Genomic DNA, 22,039 nt, shown 5'->3' on the forward strand with positions numbered 1-22,039 from the left:
TTGTGTTGTTGTTTTAGTTATAATTACTATTTAACGAATTTCTGAATCAGCATTTCACTAACCAAAAACAGTAAGGCTAAGATAATAAACCATTTCCAAAATTCTTTAGAACTTCGTGATGATTCTATTTCATTAAAAACTGTTGAAATATCATTTACTTTAGTGAAATCTTCAAAAGTCGTTTCATTTTTCGCCTCTAAATCACTTTCTGTTCTGGAGTAATTGAAACTTATATTTTTTAACTTATTTTCTTTCTTTTCGACTGCAAAATTCCCTGAATTTTCTGGCAACTCACCTAAGGATAATTTGATTTTTGTATTCAATACTTGTTGCATTGGAATAAAGCTTTCATCTTCATTTTGAATGGAAATAACTTCATCTTTACTCGTAATTGCATCAATTAAAAGAACTTCGTTTTCTCCAATTATGTGTGATAATTTACCTGAATTTCCTTTTGTTTGAGCCATATTGTAAAATGTTGGAACAATTAAAGGTGAATTCTGAAAATTTGAATTTTGCTTATTAATCGGTGCAGAAAAAGTATAAATACTTCCCATTTGATTGCTTGTTGATTGTAAAAACGAACTTCCATCTTCAAATTGTAAAATAGGAAAACCTTTTGAATTTATGACAAAACTTTGTTTGACTTCTGGATATTGAAAATTTGTGATTTTCTTCTCAAAAACATTCTGATATAATGGATGTGAAAAGCTGATTTTAGTAATCTTCTTTTCTTGATTTTGAAGAGCTGTAAAGTTTGAATTCCCAACTTTATTCGTCAAACTATTTAATTTTTCAACTGAAATTGAAGCTGATGGAATTATAATCACGTTTCCACCTTTGGCATAAAAATCATTCAAATTTGTAGCTAATGAACTCGGAATTTCATCTAATTCATTCAAAACAATTGTATGTTGATTTTCTAATTCACTATAATTAATTTCTGAAAGAGTATAATTAGTTACATCAAATTCTTCTGAAATATAAATCTTAGATAGAAAAGCATTTTTATCAGCTGCTCCAATTGTTGTGACTTTAATTTTCTTAGGTTTTTCGATGCTGAAATAAAACGTATTATCATAATTCAGCCCTTTATCCTGAATTTGAGCATATCCATGAAAATCCGTTTTAGGTAAAGTAAAAATTACAGTTTGTTCGTTTTCTTTAAAATTCACAATAGTTTTGGCTACATTTTTTGCACCATTTACAATTGAAAGTGGAATTCCGTTTTCTTGTTCACCAAAAGATTTTAAGGTGACTTTTATTTCATAAAACTGATCTAAATTTTGCGAAAGCGTAACATTTTCAATACTTACATTGTTTTTGTTTTGAACAACGGCATCCATAAAGTAAAGAGAATTTCCTTCAGCTAGCGAAGTCGTTTTCTTTGACTCTACATTTATTGCATCAGAAATAACCACATAATCAATAGATGTATTTGGTTTTTTAGCTTGCACTTTTGTAATTAGGTTGTCAATTTCAAAAGGTGTTCCACTATATTTTAAATTCAGTAATTCTTTTTGAATGGATTTGATATCGGTGTCCCAAAAAACATCAGTACTTGTCAATAAAGATAAAGTTTTGGTTTCTGGAGTTTCTTCAATCAATTCTTGAATAGCTCTTTTTAGCAATTCACCTTTATTTCCTTTGGCTTGCATCGAAAAAGAATTGTCCAATAAAATAACCAATTCGTTGTTCTTTTTGTCATCCTCTTTTCCTTTAAAGAAAGGTTGAGCAAATGCAAAAATTAAAGCTGCGAGTAATAATAAACGAGTAGCAAGAAGCAACCATTTTTTAATTGTAGAACTTTTTTGAGTTTGAATTTGGAGTTCTTTCAGCAATTTAACATTCGTAAAAAACTCTTTTTTAAATCGTCTTAATTGGAATAAGTGAACGATAATTGGAATTACCAATAAAAAAAGAAAGTATAGAATTTCTGGGTGTTTAAATTGCATCAAAAATTTAATTTTTCAAAAGTACCGATTTAAAATTCAATTACAAAATTCAAGGGCAATTTCAATTGCAAAAATCAATTTCAATTTCAATTGCAAAATTCAATACTAATACCAATTATAAAATTCAAAAATAGATCATTTATCTTTTGGCTAAAGCCTTTTTTCTAAAACTTTATAAACCGTGGCTAAAGCCGAACGGCAATTCAAATTTTTATCTGAACATCTTATGTCTGAAAATCTAAAATCTAAAATCTGTATTCTGTCAACTGATTACTACTTTTTATTTCTTCTCTTGGCATCACGTTTTCGTTCCATATTTCGATTCGTTGAACCTGAAACTTTTTTATATCGTTTTCCTGGTCCTCCAAGATTTACTTTACTGTTTTTCTCACTTTTTTCATGAAAAGAAGCACCTCTTTCGTTGTCTTCTTTCTTTTTCTTCACTTTCATTTTGACTTTGTCTTTCTCGAACTCTAATTTTCGAACTTCAACGACAACGTCTTTAGGAATTTCAAGGATTTCAATTTCTTGATTCATCAATTTTTCCACTTCAAAAAGCATATCTTCTTCTTTTGGTGCAATGAAACTTATGGCAACACCTTCTTTGTCTGCTCGACCTGTACGACCAATTCTGTGAATATAACGTTCTGGTTCATCAGGAAATTGTAAATTGAAAATGTGTGTAATATCAGTAATATCTAATCCACGAGCCATAATATCGGTCGTAATTAAACCACGTAATTCACCATTTTGAAAACTTTCCATAGTATTCAAACGATAATTTTGTGTTTTATTGGAATTAATCACACCAAATTGACATGGAAAATGTTCTTCTAAAAAGTCATCCACTAATTCAGAAATACGCTTACTATTGATAAAAATTAGCACACGAGAAGTAGTTTCCTCGCTTTCTAAAATATGTTGTAGGATGTTTAACTTCGTAAGGAAATTGGGAACACTATAAATGTATTGGCTAATTTGCTCTAATGGAGTTCCACTTGGAGCTAAAGAAACTTCTAATGGGAAATCGAAATATTGTTCTAACAATTCATCAACTTCTTCTGTCATAGTTGCAGAAAATAAGATGTTTTGTTTTTTAGATCGCATCATTGATAAAATAGCTGTCAATTGTGTTCTAAAACCTAAGTTTAAGATTTCATCAAACTCATCAATAACTAATTTCTGTAACGTGTCAAAACGAACAACGTTATCCAAAGCCAAATCCATAATTCGACCTGGAGTTGCTACTAATATATCTGTTCCAGTATAAACTGAAGTTTTTTGTGTATTAATGTTTACACCACCATAAATTCCTAATGTTCGGATATTCATGTAGGTTGTCAATTTTTCAATTTCTTCTACAACTTGCACTACTAATTCACGCGTTGGAACTAAAATTACAACTCTTGGCGTATGTAAATCTGCTACGAATTTCCATTGTTTTAGAATTGGTAAAAGGTAAGCAAATGTTTTTCCTGTTCCAGTTTGAGCAATTCCCATAACATCTCTTCCCGAGAGAATAACTTTATAGGCTTTTGCTTGAATTGGAGTAGGCTTTTCAAAACCTAATTCATCAAGGGCTTTTTGTAGTGATTTTGGTAAATCAAATTCAGAAAATGAATTCATTTTTTTGTATTTTGTGCAAAGTTACAACTTTATTTTTTGTGTATTAGCCATAAAAAAACCTTTCGGTTAGGAAAGGTTTTGATTTTTTTATGTCGATAATTTTATAATTTCCCCATATTTGATGCTAATGTTTCAATAAATTTTCCAATTGGTCCTTTTATCATCATAGCCATCATTGGATTAAACTCTCCGTCGAATTGCAATTGTACTTCACATTTTGAATCGTCAATTGGAGTAATGTTCCCTGTTAAAGTAAATGGTAACTTACTACTTGCTGCTCCTAAAACAACTTTTGTAGGTTCAATTTTATCTTTCATTACCAATTTAATTTCAGGCATACCTTTTAAACCAAATTCGAAACAATTTTCATCAATTACTTCAAATTTTGCAATGTTCTCTGGCATTAACTTTTCAAAACTTTTAACATCAGTTAATTTTTCGAAAATATATTGAGCTGATTTTTCAACACTTACTTTTGGACTTTCTAAATTCATTTTATTTTTATTTTTACTACAAAGGCACTTTGGCACAAAGTATTTTTATTATTTTCCCTATAACCTAAAACTATTCCTGATTCCAAGTTGAAGGACTTTTTGACCATTCTACTAAAGATTCCATTTCTTTTTCTGTTACATATTGTTTTTCAATAGCTTTTGCTAAAAGAGTGCTGTAATCACTTAAAGTATAAACATCGATGTTTGCTTTCCTAAAGTTGTCTTTTGAAATATCAAAACCATAAGTAAATATGGCAGCCATTCCTTTAACGTTTGCACCTTCGTTACGTAAAGCTTCAACAGCCATGAGACTACTTCCACCAGTGCTAATTAAGTCTTCAACGACTACAACGTTTTGACCTTTTTGTAAAAAACCTTCAACTTGATTTTGTCTACCATGTTTTTTAGCTTCTGGTCTAACATAAACAAAAGGTAATCCCATTACTTCGGCAACAAGTATACCAATTCCAATGGCACCAGTTGCAACACCTGCAATGACATCTGGCTTTCCAAATTGGTTTTCAATTTGTTTCGCAAATTCATCACGAATGTAATTTCGAATAGGTGGAAAAGACAATACCAAACGGTTGTCACAATAAATTGGAGACTTCCAGCCAGAAGCCCAAGTAAAATAATTTTTTGTATTTAATTTAATTGCGTTAATTTGCAAAAGCAATTCGGCTGTTTTTTGTGCTGTGTTGTTATTAAAAATCATATTGCAAATGTATAAAGTTTTTGTGAACGATAAGCCACTTTTCTTAACAAATATTGTCGAAAAAGAAACCGATTTTCAGTTATTTCTATTGGAAAGTATTGATATCAAAAAACTTATCATTAAAATTTTTCAGAATAAAATTCAAAAAGCTTTTTTGTATCATCCTGATGAGTCCTTATTATTAAAGACTTTGAAGTCAAAAATACCTGTCGTAAAAGCGGGTGGTGGATTGGTAAAAAATGCAAAAGGTGACATATTATTTATTTTTAGAAATGGAAAATGGGATTTACCAAAAGGAGGAACTGAAAAAAACGAATCCATGGAACAAACGGCCATGCGAGAAGTTGAGGAAGAAACAGGTGTAAATGGTTTGTCAATTGTAGAGAAATTACAAAAAACGTATCATGTTTTTAAACGAAATGGTCGTTATAAATTAAAAATAACAACTTGGTATGAAATGAATTCTTCATTTGAAGGAACTCCAAAAGGTCAAGAAGATGAAGGAATTGAAAAAGTAGTTTGGGTTGATCCAAAAGAAATTCCAGCACTTTTAGAAAATTCTTATGAGAACATTAAGTTATTATTTGAAGATAAAAAATAAACACTTTTTTTAATTTGAAAATAATTCATTAATTTTATGGATTAATAACGCAGTATCATTTAAGATGCTGGAATAAATTTAGTTTAAAATGAAAAAATCAATTGTACTATTTGTTTTCGCTATTGCAACTTTGACATTTGTGTCTTGTAAAGAAGAAGCAAAAGAAGAAGTGACCACAGAAACTAGTGTTGAAGCTACAGGAGAAATGCCAGCAGAAGAAATGCACATGGCAAGTTATGCTTGTCCAATGGATTGTGAAAAAGGGAAAACGTATGACGCACCAGGGAAATGTCCAGTTTGTGAAATGGATTTAGTTGAAAATACTGAAAGCCATGAAGGTCACGATCATTAATATTTTATAGAAATTTTACACAGATTTCACTAATTCACATAGATTAATTAGTGAAATTTGTTTTTTAAAACCGGTTGTAACTTATGAATTCAGAGGAAAATAAAGCCTTTAAAACTAAAATTGGTTTTTGCCACGTATTTAATGATAAAATTATTTTATCTAAAGATGGAAAAATAGGGGACATTAGTAAAGTTGTTGTTAGTAATAACATAAATAGAGTTTTAATCATTTATGGATTGATTTCAATTTTTTTATTATATAAATCTTATACAGTCTTTATTAATAAGGACTATGTTTTTTCGCTGCTTTTCCTTTCTCTTGGATTGTATTTAGTTTATGGAATTATAACAAGTAGAAACTCTTCAACAACTCCACTTATATATAGAAGTTCAATTGAAAAAGTTATTTTTATTAAGGCTAAACCTTATTTAACTAGAGCTTACTTTGAGGTTTATTTTAAAGACGAAAATAATATATTAAATAAAAGATTAATAATGCTTCCAGGATCATTTTCAGATGGAAAAAATGAAACAGAAAAAGCTTTAAAAATTTTTAAAGAAGAAAATTTAATTTAGTTATTAATTTTACTTAACCCTATAAACAGGATACTGTAAATACGCTTTTTCAAAGTAAACAGAATGTCTGTAAACCCAATCCAATTGTGCTTCACCACTTTTTTCAAAATTTTCATCTGATTTCTTTTTAGCTTCAAATTCAGCTTTTAAAGTTGGATTTTTGTCTAAAATTTCTTTGGCTAAATCTTCAAAAACATAAGCCGAAAAATATTCTTTTTGCTGTAAAATTGGATCAAAATAATTCCAATTAAAATAACTGTCAACGGCTTCTGGCTCTAAGGTTTCCATTAAATACTTGACCCCTTTTTGTTGGGTTTTGATTAGAAAATCTCCTTTTCTGAATTTTAACTTTTCTACTTTTGAACTGACAACGGTATTGTAATGACCATAATGTCCTTCATAAGGATTCTTAGAGGTTTTATAATCAGCAATTTTATAACTTTCGACTTCAATTACTGAATCACTTTGAATTTCTATCATTTCAATTTGGTTGACTTGCAATAAATCTAAAATTGTCCATTGTGATTTTGGAACCACATAATAAGCTGGAATCACAACATCTTTAGTCGATTTATAATCATTATAAAACGGAATATTTTTGGTAAAAGGCTTTGCTCTATCGTAAAATAATCTTGGTTTTCCTGAAACATCACTTGGTTTGTAAGCTCCTTCATAACCTTTAAAATCTATGTATGATATTTTTGTAGAATCAAGTTCCCAATGTAAAGGATAAAGATTACCCACTTTATAATTCTCTAGATTTTCAGCTTTTAAGGCTTTGATTTTTTGATAGTTTTTATCCACATAATTCATACTCGAAACCATGTATTCATAAGTGACTTTTACACGACTTGAAAAATCTTTTAACATATGCGTTTCAGGAACTGAACCGATAGCATTAAATAGAGTAGTGTAACCTGTTGCATATCTTGGTGTATCCATAAATTGAGCAAATCCATCATCAGGTTTGTCACCGTGAATGTTTACATAAGGAACACTTTCTATCTTTTTTTTCTGCAAATCTTTTACGATGGCTGGATGCATTTCGGTTTTATAAAATTCTCCTAATTTCCCACCTAAACGTTGATGTTGTGTAGCAATACACGTAAAAGTATATTGATAATCAGCACCATTACTCACATGATTATCAATAAACATATCTGGATTTACCAAATGAAAAATTTCTTGAAAACTCTTAGAATTTTTGGAATCTGTTTTAATAAAATCACGGTTCAAGTCATAATTTCTCGAATTACCTCTAAAACCATATTCTTCTGGACCATTTTGATTGGCTCTCGAATGCGAATTTCGATTCAAACTTCCACCAATATTATATACTGGAATAGCTACTAAAACTGTGTTCTTAGGAACAGAAACTTTTTTGGTAGCCAAATCTCTAATTAACATCATGGTTGCGTCAATTCCGTCTGGTTCACCTGGATGAATTCCGTTGTTGACAAGAATCACCGCTTTATCTCTGTTAATTTGCGTAAAACTAAATTGTTTATCTGGGTTAAATATCACAATATGCAAAGGTTCACCGCTATCGGTTTTACCCATTTCTTTTAGATAAACCGTTTCAAAAGCACTGTCTAATTGCTGATAATAAGCAATACATTCTTCATAAGTTGTCGATTGATTGCCGTTTCCTTTTTCAAAAGGTGTCAAGTATTTTTCTTGTGAATAGGAAAACAATGAGCTTAAAAGCAATAATGTAATTATGTAACGCATGATTTTTGGTTTAGTAGTTCAAAAATAGTGTTTTTTTAGTTTTAATTAGTTTCAGTTGTTTCATTTTGTTTCATTTTGTTGTTGTAAATCATTTAAAACTTCATAATTCACAATTCATAATTCATAATTTATAATTCAAAGCTTATCTTTGCCAAATGAATACAAATCACCATTCGACAAATTTACTTGTCAATTTAGGAATCGAAAGCCTAAATGAAATGCAAGAAGTAGCACAAACTACTATTCTTCAAGATAATAATGTTTTATTACTTTCTCCAACAGGTTCAGGGAAAACCTTGGCTTTTTTGATGCCAATTTACCAACTTTTGGAAGAAAATATCAATACTGTTCAGTGTTTAATTTTAGTTCCTTCGCGTGAATTGGGACTTCAAATTGAGCAAGTTTGGAAGAAAATGGGAACGAATTACAAAGTAAATATTTGTTATGGTGGTCATTCATTAGATACAGAAATTAAGAATTTAAGCAATCCACCAGCGATTTTAATTGGAACTCCAGGAAGAATTGGAGATCATTTAGACAGAAAATCGTTTGATGTGGAAAATATCACGACTTTAGTTTTAGACGAATTTGACAAATCCTTACAACTGGGTTTTCATGAAGAAATGTCTTATATCATTAGTCGTTTACCAAAATTAAATAAGCGTATTTTAGTTTCCGCTACAGCAGGAATTGAAATTCCGAAATACACACGAGTTGTAAATCCAACGGTTTTAGACTTTATTGTGGAAGAAGAGGAAAACTCAAATTTAGATGTAAAATTGGTTATTTCTAAAGAAAAAGATAAGATAAATACGCTTTTTCAGTTGATTTGCTCTTTAAAAGGAGAAAGTGCGATTGTGTTTTGCAACCATCGTGATGCTGTGGAACGCATTAGTGATATGCTAAACGAAAAGGGAATTTACGCTACATTTTATCATGGAGGAATGGATCAAGATGAGCGTGAACGTGCTTTGATTCAGTTTAGAAATGGAAGTATGAGCTATTTGATTACGACCGATTTAGCGGCTCGTGGTTTAGATATTCCAGAAATGAAGCATGTTATTCATTATCATTTGCCTTTAAAAGAAGATGAATTTACCCACAGAAATGGTCGTACGGCTCGTATGTTAGCTTCTGGAACGGCTTATGCTTTGATTCACGAAAGTGAAAAAAAATTGGAATACTTTGATTATAATTTAGAAAAATTAGTAGTTACCGAAACGACAAAATTACCAAGACCACCACAATTTCAGACTATTTATATTAGTGGTGGAAAGAAAAATAAGTTGAATAAATTTGACATTGTTGGGTTCTTTTCGCAAAAAGGAAAATTGGAAAAAGGAGATTTGGGTTTAATTGAAGTAAAAGATTTTATTTCGTTCGCAGCCGTAAAATACGGAAAAGTAACTGAATTTTTAAAGAACATCCAAGATCAAAAAATGAAAGGAAAGAAATTTAAAATTGAAGTGGCCAGAAAAGTTGTGAAGAAAGAAGAGGAAGAGGATAGGTCTTATTAAGAGAAATTCAGATTATATTTTATATGAGAAAACCTCCTTTTTGAGAAGGTTTTTTTTAACGTTTTGCGGCTTTGTTTCAGTGGCTTGTGATTAAGCACTGACCAAAACAAATATAAAACAAAATTACGACTCATAGAGGTTTTTCCGAAGGAAAAACCAAGCCCAAGCCATTGAACAAAAACGTTGTTAGCAGTAGTTATTTTGTAAGAATATCTCTCAAACCTACTTCTAATTCTTTTCCATTCATTGATTTTTCTTTCCAAATAAGTGACTTATAACCACGATTGTATTTTAGACCTTGAACATTTAAAAAACAAAATAGTCCTTTGGTAAAAAACCTAGTATAGTCTTCATATTTTTTACTTTTATTGTTTTCTTGAAATGAGTAAACTTCTTCTTTATTATAAATAAATTTATTCTCATCAATTAACTTCAAATATCTTAATGTTTTAATATTATCAAATAAATCTAGTTCACTATTTTCAAAATTATCTGGAATATAATCAATATCATCTGATTCAATAAATACGATTGGAGATTTATCATCGCCAATAGCAGGAATATAAATAATTATACTTTTAAGTTTGAATTCATAATAATTATTATTATCAGCAGTATATAACGCAAATATATTATCCTCTTTTCTAATAATTTCTTTCACTGCACCAGAACAATATCCATTATATAAATCAGTTCCAAAATTTAATTCAGAGTTAATAATTTCTTTTAGAAATTCAAAGCAGTTATTAACATTAGTTATCCTTTTAACCTCATTACTTCCTAAACTTATTTTAGCTTTTTTTAAAGCAGATAATATTATTTCTACTGTTTTTATTTTATGTTCAAATCCTTTTTCTTTATATATCTCTTTGAAACTTTCCATACTTTGAGTTAAACTATCATAACCACTTATCATTTTATATTTTTTTCCAATACTTTGTGAAAAAAATAAATCTAGTTCATCTGAAAGGCCATCAAAAGTTTCATTAATGTCATATTCGTTTAAATGTGGTTCTGAATGCATAATTATGTTTCTATATGACTCTAATTCTTTAAGTCGTTTTTCTAATTCTTTGGAAATTTTAACATTAGGAATAATTTTTAATCTTTCAATTGATTCTAAAAATGTAACAGTATGTATTTTATGTTTTAAATCTGATTCAAAGACGCTATTTAATTTTTGCTCATTCTTTTGTCGAATAGCTGCTTTGACATTACTATCAATTTGTGAAAATATAAGATATTCACTGTGATTTTGAATAATACTTTTTACTAAAATTTCAATGCCATGTTGAATAAATAAAATTGCATCTTTTAAATGATAAAATCTTACTACATCATTGTTATCTTCTTTTAGATAAAATGTTGTTTTTTCATATTCAATTAAATGTTGAAATCCTTTTTTTAATGAATCAAGACCGCTGTCTAAAAAGTTCAATTTCATACGTTTTTTCTATAATTTCTGCCAACTTATGTATATATTCCACTAAAAAACACTTACAATTGTTTAGTATCGTTTGTAATCAATCGTAAATATATAAAAACAAAATTTATAATTAATACGGTTTTTCGCATAAAGCAAAAAAAAGCTAAAAATTAGTTCTAACTTTTAGCTTTCTGTTTTTTAAAAATGGTGTTTCTTATTATTAAAAGAAGTACCCTAAAGAAACTTGTAATACATTGTTTTTAACTTTGTCTGAGTCACCTTGTACATCATTAATGTTAGATAAACCTAAATTGTAGCGCACTCCAAAATTAATTCCGTTGTCTAGTTTATAGCCTAAACCTACATTTGCACCAAAATCTAGTTTTTTGTAGTTGTCTTTAAGATCTACACCATCATAGTCTGCACCAACTAAATAGCCAATTTGTGGACCAGCTTCAAGGCTTAAACCTTTAGTAACATAATACTTTCCAATTAAAGGTAGATTAATGTAACTTAAGGCAACGGGATTGTCGTCATTTTTAAAACTAAAACCTTGACCTGAATACATAAGCTCTGGTTGAAACGAGAATTTGTCTGTAATAGCAATTTCGCTCATAACACCAAAATTAAAAGCTGTCACTGGTTCTAAGTCACCAGTACTGTCTCCGCTAAGGTTCGCAAAGTTAAGTCCACCTTTTACCCCAAATTTAATGTCTTGAGCCTTAACATTCGAAAATCCAAAAATCGCTAAAGCAGTTACTAAAAGTAATTTTTTCATAATATAGATTTGTTTTTATTTTGAATAAAAGTAGCATGATTTTAGGTTTCAAAAATTTAATTTAATTTGCTTTTAACTTTTTTAACACAGAAAGAGGAATTGCTTAACAAAGCCTTAAGTTTTAATTTAGAAATTATTTTGAGTGGCACAAAAAAAGCTAAAAATCAAAGGTAGATTTTTAGCTTTTTTTTATATAAGCACTTCGACAAGCTCAGTGTGACAATAGTGTAATCAATTGTTTATGAATTAATAGAAGATACTTTGACTTATTTTCCAGTTACAACTTGATACGTTGGATCTTCCATAATGTTAACATCAATAATGGCTTCAGCGTTTTTAAGTAAGTCCACACAATCACTACTTAAGTGTTTTAAATGAACCACTTTGTTTACGGCAGCATAACGTTCTGTAATTTTATTTACAGCATCGATAGCACTCATATCAGCAATTCGGCTTTCAGCAAAGTCAATAATAACTTCATTTGGATCGTTTTGTACATCAAATTTTTCTGCAAATGCTGTTGTTGAACCAAAGAATAAAGGGCCAAAAATTTCATAATGTTTCACTCCATTATCATCAGTATATTTTCTAGCACGAATTCTTTTGGCATTTTCCCAAGCAAAAACTAAAGCTGAAATAATAACTCCAATTAAAACGGCTAAAGCTAAATTGTGCATTAAAATCGTAACTAAAGTCACAACCAACATTACAAAAATATCTGATTTTGGCATTTTGGTAAACGCTCTAAAACTTGCCCATTCAAAAGTTCCAATGGCAACCATAATCATAACTCCAGTTAAAGCAGCCATTGGTAATAATTCAATTACGGGTGCTCCAAATAAAATGATGGCTAAAATGGTTAAAGCTGCTACAATCCCGGATAATCTAGCTCTTGAACCAGACGATAAGTTCACTAAAGTTTGAGCAATCATTGGGCAACCACCCATTCCAAAGAAAAATCCGTTGGCAATATTGGCTGTTCCTTGTGCTAAACATTCGCGGTTACTGTTTCCTTTTGTTCCTGTGATTTCGTCTACTAAATTCAACGTTAATAAACCTTCCGTCAAACCAACAGCTGCCATAATTAAACCATAGGGCAAAATGACTTTAAAAGCTTCAAACGTAAAAGGAATTTCAGGAATATGAAAAGGAGGGAAGCTTCCACTAATAGAAGCAATATCTACTACTTGTTTGGTATCAATGTTGAAAATTAAAACTATTGCAAAAACCACGATAATTGCCACTAACGAAGCCGGAACAGCTTTTGTAATTTTAGGAAATATAAGGATAATGGCAATTGTTAATGCAACTAATCCAGCCATAACGAATAACGGAGAACCCATTAACCATTCTTTTTGACCGTTTATTATAGTTTTAAATTGCTCTAATTGCGACATAAAAATAATTACGGCTAATCCGTTTACAAAACCAAACATTACAGGTTGTGGCACTAATCGAATAAATTTACCTAATTTTAGTAATCCTACAATTATTTGAATAATTCCTGCTAAAGCAACAGCTCCAAAGACATATTCTAAACCGTGAGAATTCATTAAGGCAATTAAAACGATAACAGTTGCACCAGCACCGCCAGAAACTAATCCAGGACGACCTCCTAAAATTGCAGTTATTATTCCCATGATAAAAGCTCCGTATAATCCAACTAATGGGGGAAAACCAGCTAATATAGCAAACGACAATGATTCTGGAATCATAGTCATGGCTACGGTTAAACCTGCTAGAATTTCGATTTTATAATCTACTTTTTGTTTGAAATCGAAAAGATTTAGTACTTTTTGCATTATAATTTTGGCTTTGAAAAAAAATTAGCTGCAAAGGTAAGGTTTTGTATTGGATATTCAGATTTTCAGATTTTGGAACACAGATTTTAGAAATTAGAGAAATCTGAAGAATGGAACGCAGATTTAACGGAATTTCACAGATTTATTTTAACGCAAAGTGGCAAAGTTATTTCGCAAAGTTTGCAAAGAGAATAAGAGGGATTCTGAATAAAGGACAGAATGACAAAGATTAACGGAGATATATCTGAAAATCTAATATCTGAAAATCTAATAATCTATTTTAAAACAGCTTCTGGAACTAATTTAGTAACATCACCACCATTTCTAAGAACATCTCTTACTATGCTTGATGAAATATAAGAAGTGCTTGCTGCTGTTAATAAGAAAACAGTTTCTATTTTTGACATCGCTCTGTTTGTGTGAGCAATCGCTTTTTCGAATTCAAAATCTGCTGGATTACGTAATCCTCTTAAAATGAATTGGGCTTTTTCTTTTTTACATAAATCAATTGTTAACCCTGTGTAAGTAATCACTTTTACTTTTGGTTCGTCTTTGAAAGATTCTTCTATGAAGCGTTTTCTGTCTTCAAGCGAGAACATGTATTTTTTTTCAGCATTTACACCAATGGCTACAATAACTTCATCGAATAGGGAAATTCCTCTTTTGATGATGTCAAAATGTCCGTTTGTAATGGGGTCAAATGATCCTGGGAAAATTGCTTTTTTCATTTTTGCTAATTTTATTTTATTTCTAAGCAACTAATCTCTTCATATAAAGGATTTTGAAGAAAGTCAGTTAAAATTTCTTTTTTGCTTATTAATATTTCAATTATATTATTTGTTGTTAAATTACCTGTTCTTAACCAAATTATTTTTGGAGGATGACCTTTTAAATTTGAAATTTCAAAAAAGTCAGCATCGAAAGTTACTACAGAAAAATCAGTGTCTTTTGCATACTTCCATATTTCATTATCCGAATAGTTTTCAATTCCAATTTGTCTAACTTGATTTGAATTTGGAAAAAATGTTTCAATCTTTTTAACAATTCTAAATGAAATATTTTGGTCAAATAACAATTTCACGAGGCAACTCTTGTTTTATGTTCCTTATCAGCTGCATAAGCTAAAGCCGCTTTGATATGCTCATCAGTAAGTTCAGGAAAATCATTAATAATTTCTTCAAATGTCATTCCGTTAGCTAACCAATTTAAAATGTCATAAACAGAAATTCTCGTTCCAATAATAATTGGTTTTCCAAATCTTAATTCTGCATTTATTTCAATATATTTTTGATAATTTATCATAATTTATTTTATTTTTTCCAAATTGGTTTGTTCTGTAAAGCTAATTCAATTTCACTATCTAGCAAATCACTCATTGGAATATTAGCATAAGTAGCTTGTTGTGGAAATATACTTTGTGGACTTAATCCTGGATTTGTGTTTATTTCTATAAAATGTGGTTCATCATTCATAATAATGTATTCTGCTCTTGAAAAACCTTTCATTCTTAACGATTCATAGACTTTTATCGCTGTTTTTGTAACTTTTTCAGTCATTTCTGGACTAATTCTAGCTGGAGTTATTTCTTCGGATTTACCTAAATATTTGGCTTCATAATCAAAAAAGTCATTGTGAGAAACGATTTCAGTTAAACCTAAAACCGTAGTTTTTCCTTTGTAATTTAAAACGCCAACCGAAATTTCCGTTCCATCTAAAAAACTTTCAATTAAAATATCTTTGTCTTCTGCAAAAGCAAAAACTAAGGCTTTTTCATATTCTTCTTTCGAATTTACTTTTGAAATTCCTAAACTACTTCCAGATTGATTCGGTTTTACAAAGAAAGGTAAAGCTAAATCTTCAACAACATCTTCATAAGTAAAATCAATATTTCCTTCTGAAACATAAATAGATTTTGCTCTAGGAATATTAAATTTAGATAGTACTGAAAGCGTATCACGCTTGTTAAACGTTAAACTAGATTGATAATAATTACAACCAGCGTATGGAATTTCTAATAGTTCCCAATAAGCTTGTAAATGTCCGTCTTCACCAGGAGTTCCGTGTACGGTATTTAAAATCACATCAAAATGAGTAGTAGAAAAACCATCTGAAAATGAAAAATCTGCTTTGTTAATAGGTAGTTTTTCTCCTTCAACAATTGCATACCAACCTTCTAACAAAATATGAATTTCATAAATGTTATATTTTTCTTTATCTAAATTATTTAGAATTAACTGTCCACTTCGAAGAGAGATTACTGACTCATCAGAATATCCACCCATTACAACTGCTATGTTCATATTAAATTGAATATATACTTCCTTACAAAAATATCATATTTTATTTATTTGAAGGTTAGTAATTGTGGTTTTATTAAAAATAAATGAATAAATAATAAAATGGTACTTTTGTGGTTATTATTTGATAGGGAAATCAAACTATAAATTTATATCTTTGCTAAAATTAAAATTTATGAGAATTTTTGAATTTTTAAAGAGTTGGGCTTTTGTTAGACAGTTATTAATTGCAATGATAATTGTAGGCGTATTTGGCTTTTTATTGGTAAATTTTTTGGATTTTAGAACCAGACATGGTGAAGAAATTGATGTGCCAGATTTAAAGAAAATGAAAATTGAAATTGCTGAAGAAAAGTTAGCTGACCTTGGTATTGAAGCTCTAGTTCTTGATACAGTTGATTATAATAAGGATTTTCCACCATTTTCTATTGTAGAACAAGATCCTGAAGCAGGTGAAAAAGTAAAAGATGGTCGAAAAATATATGTAAAAATAAATTCTGGTGGTTATGCAATGATCACTTTGCCGGATTTAGAAGAAAAAACATATAGACAAATACAAGCTACATTTAGAGCATTAGGTTTACAAGAAGGTGAAATTACCTATAAGCCAAATTTAGCAAAAGACTTAGTTTTAGTAGTAAGACATAACGGAAAAACATTAAAAAAAGGAGATAAAGTTCTTAAAAATTCTGTAATTGACCTAGATTTAGGTGATGGAAAAAGAACTTTTGAAGAATCAGATTTAGATGGAATGTTAGATTCATTGCAAATTAACAAACCTGAAATTGATGCTGATGTTCCAAAAACAGAAGGAGAATACTAATGATAGAAGAAGGAAAAAACATAGAAGCCGAATTAGAAGACGATAATTTATTTGAACATTTTAAATTTGAAGCGACTAAAGGTCAAGCACCATTAAGAGTTGATAAATTTTTAATGAATTATATTGAAAATGCTACTCGTAATAAAATCCAACAAGCAGCTACAAACGGAAATATCTTTGTAAATGATATTCCAGTAAAATCAAATTATAAAGTTAAAGCTTTTGATGTTGTTCGTGTTTTATTAGCGCATCCACCTTTTGAAAACCTTATCGTTCCAGAAAATATTCCTTTGGATATTGTTTATGAAGATGATCAATTATTGGTTGTAAACAAGCCTGCAGGTTTAGTAGTTCATCCTGGTTACGGAAACTATACAGGAACGCTTGTAAACGCTTTGGCTTATCATTTTGATAACTTACCGATGAACAGCTCTGAACGTCCTGGTTTAGTGCATAGAATTGATAAAGACACTTCTGGTTTATTAGTAGTTGCGAAAACTGAATTTGCTATGACTTATTTAGCAAAACAGTTTGCCGACAAAACTTCCGAAAGAGAATATATTGGTATCGTTTGGGGTAATGTAGAAGAAGATGAAGGAACAATTGAAGGTAATATTGATAGACACGTTACAAATAGAATGCAAATGTCTGTTTATGATGTGGATGGCGATAAAGGAAAACCTGCTGTAACACATTATAAAGTTTTAGAACGTTTAGGTTATGTTACTTTAGTTTCTTGTAAATTAGAAACAGGTAGAACACACCAAATTAGAGTTCATATGAAACACATTGGTCATACTTTATTTAATGATGAACGTTATGGTGGAAATTTAATTCTAAAAGGTACAACTTTTACCAAATACAAGCAATTTGTAGATAATTGTTTTAAAGTGCTACCAAGACAAGCGCTTCATGCTAAAACATTAGGTTTTGAACATCCAAGTACTAAAGAATTTATGCGTTTTGATACAGAAATTCCACAAGATATTCAAGAATGTATTGAAAAATGGAGAACCTATTCTACAGCTAAAAATTACGATGATTTAGAAGACTAAACTATTTATAGTATTCAACTTTTCTAGAAGTATATAAAACTAACTGATCAATTGTTGATTTTCTTGTGACCCAATTTCCATTTTTGTCATAAGTATATTCGACAATTTTTTTGTGTAATTCTTTTCCATCAGGAGAAGTAGTAGTTTCAGAGGTTAGATTGTTTTTTAAATCGAACGTGTAAGTAGTTTTAGAAAGTAATTTTTGGTTTTTGTAAATTTTCCAAGAGGTTGTATTGTCATTTTCGTCATATTCAAAATCTTCTTTGTTGTTTGAATTATCAAATACTTCAAAGCTTCCTTTAGAAATTAAACGATTTTTGTCATCATAAGTTCTGAATTGTTCAGCATCTAAACTTCCATTGTCAGTGTAAGTTTTAGTATAGATCAGCTGATTAGAACCATCATATTCATAGGTTGTTTTGGTAATGACTTTAAAGTCTTTATTGTATATTATCTCTATAGATTTATTACCATTATTATCATATTCAATAGAAAGTCTTGATTGCATTATAGGTTTGCCTTGAAAATAAATTTCTTCTGTAACTCTATTGTCATTGTCATAAGAATAGCTAGTTCTATCTGCTTGGTTTTCATGACTATCATATTTGTATTTTTCAATTTTCTTGCCATTTTCAAATAGAAAAACTTCTTTGTCTAACATTTGTAGTCCATTGAAACGTCTTGTAATAATAGTGTTTTTGTTATTATCCCAAGTGTATTTTGTTTCTACGAAATCTTTAGCATTAGTAAAGTTCTTAATTGAAATAATCTTGTCTTTTCCATCATAGATAATGTCTTCAGAAACATTTCCGTCTTCACTATAAGAGATCTTATTTACTAATTTTCCTTTTTCGTCAAATTTTAAAGCAATATCAGGACTAAATTGATTTTCAAATTTACGAACTGAACTTGTGTTTTCATTATCTCTTTTCTCTTCTGTAGTGTATTCTAAAGTAGATTTTACATTTCCATTTAATTCAAAATCAACCCATTGTGAGTTGGTTTTTTCTGAATCAACTTCTTCACTTACTGTTTTTTCATCTTTTTTACAAAAAAATAATAAAGTAGTAAAGCAAAGTAAAAAGATAATTTTCTTCATAATTATAGTTTTGGAGCTATAGAATTGTCGTATTTTTTTGAAACAATTTCCCAGTTTATAATGTTAAAAAGGCCTTCAAGATATTCTGTTCTATTATTTTGATATTTTAAATAATAAGCATGTTCCCATACATCGATAGCTAAAATTGGAGTCCCTTTTTCTACAGCATTTAGCATTAGTGGATTATCTTGATTAATAGTATTTGTAATCTTTAATTTACCATCTTTATCAACAATTAACCAAACCCAACCCGAACCAAAAAGACCAGTTGAAGCTTCTACAAGTTTAGAAGTCATAAGATTGAACGAACCGAAATCTCTATTTATAGCTTCGCCAAAAGTAGTGCTTGGTTTAGTTCCTTTTTTTGGACTTAAAATTTCAAAGAATAAATTGTGATTGTAATAACCACCAGCATTATTGCGAAGAAATGAATTGTTTAGGTCTAATTTATTTAGAATTTCCTCAATTGTATTTGTTTTAAATTCAGTGTCCTTGATGGCTGTATTTAATTTATTGGCATATCCTAAATGATGTTTTGAATAGTGAATTTCCATTGTTCTAGCATCAATATAAGGTTCTAAATCATTATATTGATAAGCTAATCCTTTCATTTCAAAAGGTTTTTCTTTTGTTTTTACATCAGCAGGATTGGCATATATAATTTCTTCAACCACATTTGGATCTGGTAATTGAACTTCTTGAAGTACTTTTTCTTTTTTACAAGAAAATAAGAATGAAATAAAAAACAAACTAGATAGTACTATTTTTTTCATTTTTGAGAGAATAGGTTTGTTGAAAATTAGATTTTTCTTTCCTTTAATAAAGAGTTTATTAAATCAATATATTGTTTTTTTGCCTCATCAATAGATAAATGATTGACCTGCATCCATGCATTCATTTTAAAAGCATTTTTTAAGTCATTAGCATCTTGTGAGGCTTCAATATTTAATGAAGGTCGAGTTGAAGTAGCATGTTTATACAAACCATAAAGAACTAGTTGCATATTTGGTGGAACCGACTCTTTTTCGATTTTATTAGCATTTTCAAATGCATCATCAAATAATATATTTAGTTCTTCGCTATTCAATTTTATTATTTTTTTGTTAATACAGTAACTCCGCCAATTGCTTTTTGACCTAATTTTACATCAATAGGTGTTCCAATTGGGAAATATATATCTACTCTTGAACCAAACTTGATAAAACCTGCATCTTTTCCTTGAACAGCTCGCATTCCTACTTCAGCATAGTTTACGATTCTTCGTGCTAATGCACCAGCAATTTGTCTGTACATTACTTCACCATAAACACGGTTTTCTATAACTACTGTTGTTCTTTCGTTTTCTTCACTTGCTTTTGGGTGCCAAGCTACTAGGTATTTTCCAGGGTGATATTTGCTGTATTTTACAATTCCGTTTAAAGCATAACGTGTTACGTGAACATTAATTGGTGACATGAAAATAGAAACCATTAAACGTTTTTCGTTAAAATATTCTGGTTCAAAAACTTCTTCAATAACTACAACTTTTCCGTCTACTGGAGCAATTATATGGTTATCACTATTGTCAACATCTCTTTTAGGGTTTCTAAAAAATTGTAATACAAGAATTAGAATTGCAAATGCTAAAACTTGGATGATTTTTTGTATCCAAAAATTAGTTACAACTGTATCTGATAATAATAAAAGCGCTACAGTAATGATAACTGTAATTAAAATGATTTTTCTTCCTTCTTTATGAAACATAATATAAAATTTGATAAAATAAATAAACAAATGGTGCTACAAATATAATACTATCTAGCCTATCTAGCACGCCACCATGACCAGGCATAATATTTCCGCTATCTTTTACTTGTGCAATTCTTTTAAATTTGGACTCAACTAAATCTCCAATAGTCCCAAAAATACTTGCAATAAAGGCTATCCCTATCCAAATATACATGGTGCTATTGCTAGATGAGCCTATAAAGTATTTTGATATTAAAATGCTTGCTAAGATACTAAATACTAATCCACCAAGGAACCCTTCAATGGTTTTTTTTGGCGAAATTCGTTCAAAAAGTTTGTTTTTTCCAATTGATTTGCCAACAATGTAGGCAAAAGTATCATTTGTCCAAATAAGAATAAAAATTCCTATAATAATTTTGGGATTATAACCATTTATTCCAAAAGGTATCTTAGTAATAAATACAAATGATAAAATGATATAACCAAGTGTATAAAGGTATTTATCTATTGTTGGACATGGAATACTTTCCTTTGAAAATAAAAATGCCATTGCTTTTATTGAAACAACTAAAGTGATTGCTAAAAATGAATTTACTATGCTAATAGTGTTAATATCTCCAAAAGTAAAGAAATAGTAAATTAGTATACCAAAAAGAAAGGGAGCTATTTTAGAAATTTGAACAAGATTACAAAATTCGTTAATTGCAATAACCATAAAAACACCAAATAGTATAAAAAAACTAGTGGTCGAATAGGAAATAGCAGACAGTAATAAAACTATATAAACTATACCCGATAATAATCTGGTTAGAGTTTCATTCATTTTATAAATCTTCTAATAGCAATAAATATAAGTTTTTGTGACTACTTCCGTAATGAAGAAAGTCTTCTTCTTTTGCTTTTTCAAAATATTTTATAGTTGTTATATTAGATGGGTAATCTTTGTCGTATCTCTTTTTGATATTTCTTAAACCATCACTTTTATTACCAACGATTTGACTTGTAGTGGCAAAAACTACCATATCACAAGGCAATTCGTTTGCTTTATATTGTTTAAATTGTTTTGAAGAAAATAAAATAGAACCATCATCAGAAATTAAATCTTCACAAATTGTAAAAAAGAATTTAGGTGTTTCGATGTCCTTATATACTAGCTTATTCTCGTCTAAAAGGGAAAATAATTTATCGTCATGACATAAAACTTGGCTTTCAAACCAATCGTTTTCTTCTAATATATTTTCAAATTGTTCTCTTAATTCATTAAGGTTTTCGCAGTATAAAAACTTGCCGCCATTATTTTTAAAATTAAAAGTAAACTTTTCGTCAATAGGAGTATTTATTTCTGGTTCATAAGGGCTTCCTTGTGAATCTTTATCGTCTTCAGATGTGTTGCCAAATATTTTTTTGAATATGTTCATGTATGGCTGGAATTTTGAATTTAACCAAAGATAAAAAATCTTAACTC

The 22,039-nt window shown here is 29.5% G+C and carries 24 protein-coding genes; 6 read left to right on the forward strand and 18 right to left on the reverse strand.

The features are described from left to right. Window positions 1-26: 26 nt before the first annotated feature. The 4 genes from AAC008_RS07615 to pyrE form a co-directional block, all read right to left on the reverse strand. A complete protein-coding gene (locus AAC008_RS07615) occupies window positions 27-1,955 on the reverse strand; it encodes a BatA and WFA domain-containing protein (RefSeq protein ID WP_339888489.1) in 1,929 nt (642 codons plus the stop codon). 273 nt (window positions 1,956-2,228) lie between these two features. After that, window positions 2,229-3,581 carry a DEAD/DEAH box helicase gene (locus AAC008_RS07620; RefSeq protein WP_339888490.1) on the reverse strand — a complete coding sequence of 451 codons (1,353 nt, stop codon included), beginning with the start codon at window positions 3,579-3,581 and terminating at the stop codon, window positions 2,229-2,231. 101 nt (window positions 3,582-3,682) lie between these two features. Next, the gene (locus AAC008_RS07625) at window positions 3,683-4,075 is read right to left on the reverse strand and encodes an SRPBCC family protein (RefSeq protein WP_339888491.1); all 393 of its coding nucleotides are present in this window, start codon (window positions 4,073-4,075) and stop codon (window positions 3,683-3,685) included. A gap of 70 nt (window positions 4,076-4,145) precedes the next feature. Next, window positions 4,146-4,790, reverse strand: a complete 645-nt coding sequence (gene pyrE / locus AAC008_RS07630; protein WP_339888492.1) for an orotate phosphoribosyltransferase — start codon at window positions 4,788-4,790, stop codon at window positions 4,146-4,148. A 7-nt stretch (window positions 4,791-4,797) separates the two neighbouring features. On the opposite strand from pyrE, the gene AAC008_RS07635 reads away from it, so the two are divergent. From AAC008_RS07635 to AAC008_RS07645, 3 genes are all read left to right on the forward strand, one after another. After that, a complete protein-coding gene (locus AAC008_RS07635; protein WP_339888494.1) occupies window positions 4,798-5,391 on the forward strand; it encodes an NUDIX domain-containing protein in 594 nt (197 codons plus the stop codon). Window positions 5,392-5,479: 88 nt separating this feature from the next. Continuing rightward, window positions 5,480-5,743 (forward strand): heavy metal-binding domain-containing protein, encoded by a 264-nt coding sequence (locus AAC008_RS07640; RefSeq protein ID WP_339888496.1) that lies wholly within the window; start codon window positions 5,480-5,482, stop codon window positions 5,741-5,743. 83 nt (window positions 5,744-5,826) lie between these two features. Next, window positions 5,827-6,318 carry a phosphoribosylaminoimidazolesuccinocarboxamide synthase gene (locus tag AAC008_RS07645; RefSeq protein WP_339888498.1) on the forward strand — a complete coding sequence of 164 codons (492 nt, stop codon included), beginning with the start codon at window positions 5,827-5,829 and terminating at the stop codon, window positions 6,316-6,318. A gap of 9 nt (window positions 6,319-6,327) precedes the next feature. Here AAC008_RS07645 and AAC008_RS07650 read toward each other — a convergent pair whose 3' ends face one another. Beyond that, window positions 6,328-8,049, reverse strand: a complete 1,722-nt coding sequence (locus AAC008_RS07650; protein ID WP_339888500.1) for a M14 family zinc carboxypeptidase — start codon at window positions 8,047-8,049, stop codon at window positions 6,328-6,330. Window positions 8,050-8,204: 155 nt separating this feature from the next. On the opposite strand from AAC008_RS07650, the gene AAC008_RS07655 reads away from it, so the two are divergent. Beyond that, window positions 8,205-9,566 carry a DEAD/DEAH box helicase gene (locus AAC008_RS07655; protein WP_339888502.1) on the forward strand — a complete coding sequence of 454 codons (1,362 nt, stop codon included), beginning with the start codon at window positions 8,205-8,207 and terminating at the stop codon, window positions 9,564-9,566. A gap of 196 nt (window positions 9,567-9,762) precedes the next feature. Here the strand turns inward: AAC008_RS07655 and AAC008_RS07660 are convergent, their stop codons facing one another. From AAC008_RS07660 to AAC008_RS07690, 7 genes are all read right to left on the reverse strand, one after another. Continuing rightward, a complete protein-coding gene (locus tag AAC008_RS07660; protein ID WP_339888504.1) occupies window positions 9,763-11,010 on the reverse strand; it encodes a hypothetical protein in 1,248 nt (415 codons plus the stop codon). A gap of 202 nt (window positions 11,011-11,212) precedes the next feature. Further along, window positions 11,213-11,770, reverse strand: a complete 558-nt coding sequence (locus AAC008_RS07665; protein WP_339888506.1) for a porin family protein — start codon at window positions 11,768-11,770, stop codon at window positions 11,213-11,215. Window positions 11,771-12,036: 266 nt separating this feature from the next. Beyond that, window positions 12,037-13,572 carry a SulP family inorganic anion transporter gene (locus AAC008_RS07670; RefSeq protein WP_339888507.1) on the reverse strand — a complete coding sequence of 512 codons (1,536 nt, stop codon included), beginning with the start codon at window positions 13,570-13,572 and terminating at the stop codon, window positions 12,037-12,039. Window positions 13,573-13,847: 275 nt separating this feature from the next. Next, window positions 13,848-14,300, reverse strand: coding sequence for a pantetheine-phosphate adenylyltransferase (coaD, locus tag AAC008_RS07675; protein ID WP_339888509.1), 453 nt, complete (start codon window positions 14,298-14,300; stop codon window positions 13,848-13,850). 11 nt (window positions 14,301-14,311) lie between these two features. After that, window positions 14,312-14,653: a DUF5615 family PIN-like protein gene (locus AAC008_RS07680; RefSeq protein WP_339888511.1), complete on the reverse strand. Its 342-nt coding sequence runs from the start codon at window positions 14,651-14,653 to the stop codon at window positions 14,312-14,314. Continuing rightward, complete coding sequence (locus AAC008_RS07685; protein ID WP_339888513.1) at window positions 14,650-14,874, reverse strand: DUF433 domain-containing protein; 225 nt, start codon at window positions 14,872-14,874, stop codon at window positions 14,650-14,652. The genes AAC008_RS07680 and AAC008_RS07685 overlap by 4 nt, the downstream gene beginning before the upstream one ends. Before the next feature lie 8 nt (window positions 14,875-14,882). Beyond that, the gene (locus AAC008_RS07690; protein WP_339888515.1) at window positions 14,883-15,872 is read right to left on the reverse strand and encodes a D-alanine--D-alanine ligase; all 990 of its coding nucleotides are present in this window, start codon (window positions 15,870-15,872) and stop codon (window positions 14,883-14,885) included. 172 nt (window positions 15,873-16,044) lie between these two features. Here AAC008_RS07690 and AAC008_RS07695 point away from each other — a divergent pair, with 172 nt between their 5' ends. Further along, on the forward strand, window positions 16,045-16,692 hold the full coding sequence (locus AAC008_RS07695; RefSeq protein WP_339888517.1) for a PASTA domain-containing protein: 648 nt from the start codon (window positions 16,045-16,047) through the stop codon (window positions 16,690-16,692). Next, complete coding sequence (locus AAC008_RS07700; protein WP_339888519.1) at window positions 16,692-17,747, forward strand: RluA family pseudouridine synthase; 1,056 nt, start codon at window positions 16,692-16,694, stop codon at window positions 17,745-17,747. Before AAC008_RS07695 ends, AAC008_RS07700 begins: the two co-directional genes overlap by 1 nt. Window position 17,748: 1 nt before the next feature. Here the strand turns inward: AAC008_RS07700 and AAC008_RS07705 are convergent, their stop codons facing one another. From AAC008_RS07705 to AAC008_RS07730, 6 genes are read right to left on the reverse strand one after another with little or no spacing between them, the layout of a single operon-like run. After that, on the reverse strand, window positions 17,749-18,846 hold the full coding sequence (locus AAC008_RS07705) for a hypothetical protein (RefSeq protein ID WP_339888520.1): 1,098 nt from the start codon (window positions 18,844-18,846) through the stop codon (window positions 17,749-17,751). A 2-nt stretch (window positions 18,847-18,848) separates the two neighbouring features. Next, window positions 18,849-19,619: a superoxide dismutase gene (locus AAC008_RS07710; protein WP_339888521.1), complete on the reverse strand. Its 771-nt coding sequence runs from the start codon at window positions 19,617-19,619 to the stop codon at window positions 18,849-18,851. Between the two features lie 26 nt (window positions 19,620-19,645). After that, window positions 19,646-19,933: an acyl-CoA-binding protein gene (locus AAC008_RS07715; protein WP_339888522.1), complete on the reverse strand. Its 288-nt coding sequence runs from the start codon at window positions 19,931-19,933 to the stop codon at window positions 19,646-19,648. A gap of 5 nt (window positions 19,934-19,938) precedes the next feature. Continuing rightward, window positions 19,939-20,589: a phosphatidylserine decarboxylase family protein gene (locus AAC008_RS07720; protein WP_339888524.1), complete on the reverse strand. Its 651-nt coding sequence runs from the start codon at window positions 20,587-20,589 to the stop codon at window positions 19,939-19,941. Continuing rightward, entirely contained in the window at window positions 20,579-21,397 is an 819-nt protein-coding gene (locus AAC008_RS07725; RefSeq protein WP_339888526.1) for a phosphatidate cytidylyltransferase, read from the reverse strand. Before AAC008_RS07725 ends, AAC008_RS07720 begins: the two co-directional genes overlap by 11 nt. A gap of 1 nt (window position 21,398) precedes the next feature. Beyond that, window positions 21,399-21,992 carry a lactate utilization protein B/C gene (locus AAC008_RS07730; RefSeq protein WP_339888528.1) on the reverse strand — a complete coding sequence of 198 codons (594 nt, stop codon included), beginning with the start codon at window positions 21,990-21,992 and terminating at the stop codon, window positions 21,399-21,401. Window positions 21,993-22,039: the final 47 nt, after the last annotated feature.

The organism is uncultured Flavobacterium sp. (assembly GCF_963975515.1).
Lineage (GTDB): Bacteria > Bacteroidota > Bacteroidia > Flavobacteriales > Flavobacteriaceae > Flavobacterium.

What these genes read in the sequence shown, in the direction of transcription:
- AAC008_RS07615 (WP_339888489.1), bottom strand. Translation starts at nt 1,955, where the DNA reads ATGCAATTTAAACACCCAGAAATTCTATACTTTCTTTTTTTATTGGTA.
- AAC008_RS07620 (WP_339888490.1), bottom strand. Translation starts at nt 3,581, where the DNA reads ATGAATTCATTTTCTGAATTTGATTTACCAAAATCACTACAAAAAGCC.
- AAC008_RS07625 (WP_339888491.1), bottom strand. Translation starts at nt 4,075, where the DNA reads ATGAATTTAGAAAGTCCAAAAGTAAGTGTTGAAAAATCAGCTCAATAT.
- pyrE (WP_339888492.1), bottom strand. Translation starts at nt 4,790, where the DNA reads ATGATTTTTAATAACAACACAGCACAAAAAACAGCCGAATTGCTTTTG.
- AAC008_RS07635 (WP_339888494.1), top strand. Translation starts at nt 4,798, where the DNA reads ATGTATAAAGTTTTTGTGAACGATAAGCCACTTTTCTTAACAAATATT.
- AAC008_RS07640 (WP_339888496.1), top strand. Translation starts at nt 5,480, where the DNA reads ATGAAAAAATCAATTGTACTATTTGTTTTCGCTATTGCAACTTTGACA.
- AAC008_RS07645 (WP_339888498.1), top strand. Translation starts at nt 5,827, where the DNA reads ATGAATTCAGAGGAAAATAAAGCCTTTAAAACTAAAATTGGTTTTTGC.
- AAC008_RS07650 (WP_339888500.1), bottom strand. Translation starts at nt 8,049, where the DNA reads ATGCGTTACATAATTACATTATTGCTTTTAAGCTCATTGTTTTCCTAT.
- AAC008_RS07655 (WP_339888502.1), top strand. Translation starts at nt 8,205, where the DNA reads ATGAATACAAATCACCATTCGACAAATTTACTTGTCAATTTAGGAATC.
- AAC008_RS07660 (WP_339888504.1), bottom strand. Translation starts at nt 11,010, where the DNA reads ATGAAATTGAACTTTTTAGACAGCGGTCTTGATTCATTAAAAAAAGGA.
- AAC008_RS07665 (WP_339888506.1), bottom strand. Translation starts at nt 11,770, where the DNA reads ATGAAAAAATTACTTTTAGTAACTGCTTTAGCGATTTTTGGATTTTCG.
- AAC008_RS07670 (WP_339888507.1), bottom strand. Translation starts at nt 13,572, where the DNA reads ATGCAAAAAGTACTAAATCTTTTCGATTTCAAACAAAAAGTAGATTAT.
- coaD (WP_339888509.1), bottom strand. Translation starts at nt 14,300, where the DNA reads ATGAAAAAAGCAATTTTCCCAGGATCATTTGACCCCATTACAAACGGA.
- AAC008_RS07685 (WP_339888513.1), bottom strand. Translation starts at nt 14,874, where the DNA reads ATGATAAATTATCAAAAATATATTGAAATAAATGCAGAATTAAGATTT.
- AAC008_RS07690 (WP_339888515.1), bottom strand. Translation starts at nt 15,872, where the DNA reads ATGAACATAGCAGTTGTAATGGGTGGATATTCTGATGAGTCAGTAATC.
- AAC008_RS07695 (WP_339888517.1), top strand. Translation starts at nt 16,045, where the DNA reads ATGAGAATTTTTGAATTTTTAAAGAGTTGGGCTTTTGTTAGACAGTTA.
- AAC008_RS07700 (WP_339888519.1), top strand. Translation starts at nt 16,692, where the DNA reads ATGATAGAAGAAGGAAAAAACATAGAAGCCGAATTAGAAGACGATAAT.
- AAC008_RS07705 (WP_339888520.1), bottom strand. Translation starts at nt 18,846, where the DNA reads ATGAAGAAAATTATCTTTTTACTTTGCTTTACTACTTTATTATTTTTT.
- AAC008_RS07710 (WP_339888521.1), bottom strand. Translation starts at nt 19,619, where the DNA reads ATGAAAAAAATAGTACTATCTAGTTTGTTTTTTATTTCATTCTTATTT.
- AAC008_RS07720 (WP_339888524.1), bottom strand. Translation starts at nt 20,589, where the DNA reads ATGTTTCATAAAGAAGGAAGAAAAATCATTTTAATTACAGTTATCATT.
- AAC008_RS07725 (WP_339888526.1), bottom strand. Translation starts at nt 21,397, where the DNA reads ATGAATGAAACTCTAACCAGATTATTATCGGGTATAGTTTATATAGTT.
- AAC008_RS07730 (WP_339888528.1), bottom strand. Translation starts at nt 21,992, where the DNA reads ATGAACATATTCAAAAAAATATTTGGCAACACATCTGAAGACGATAAA.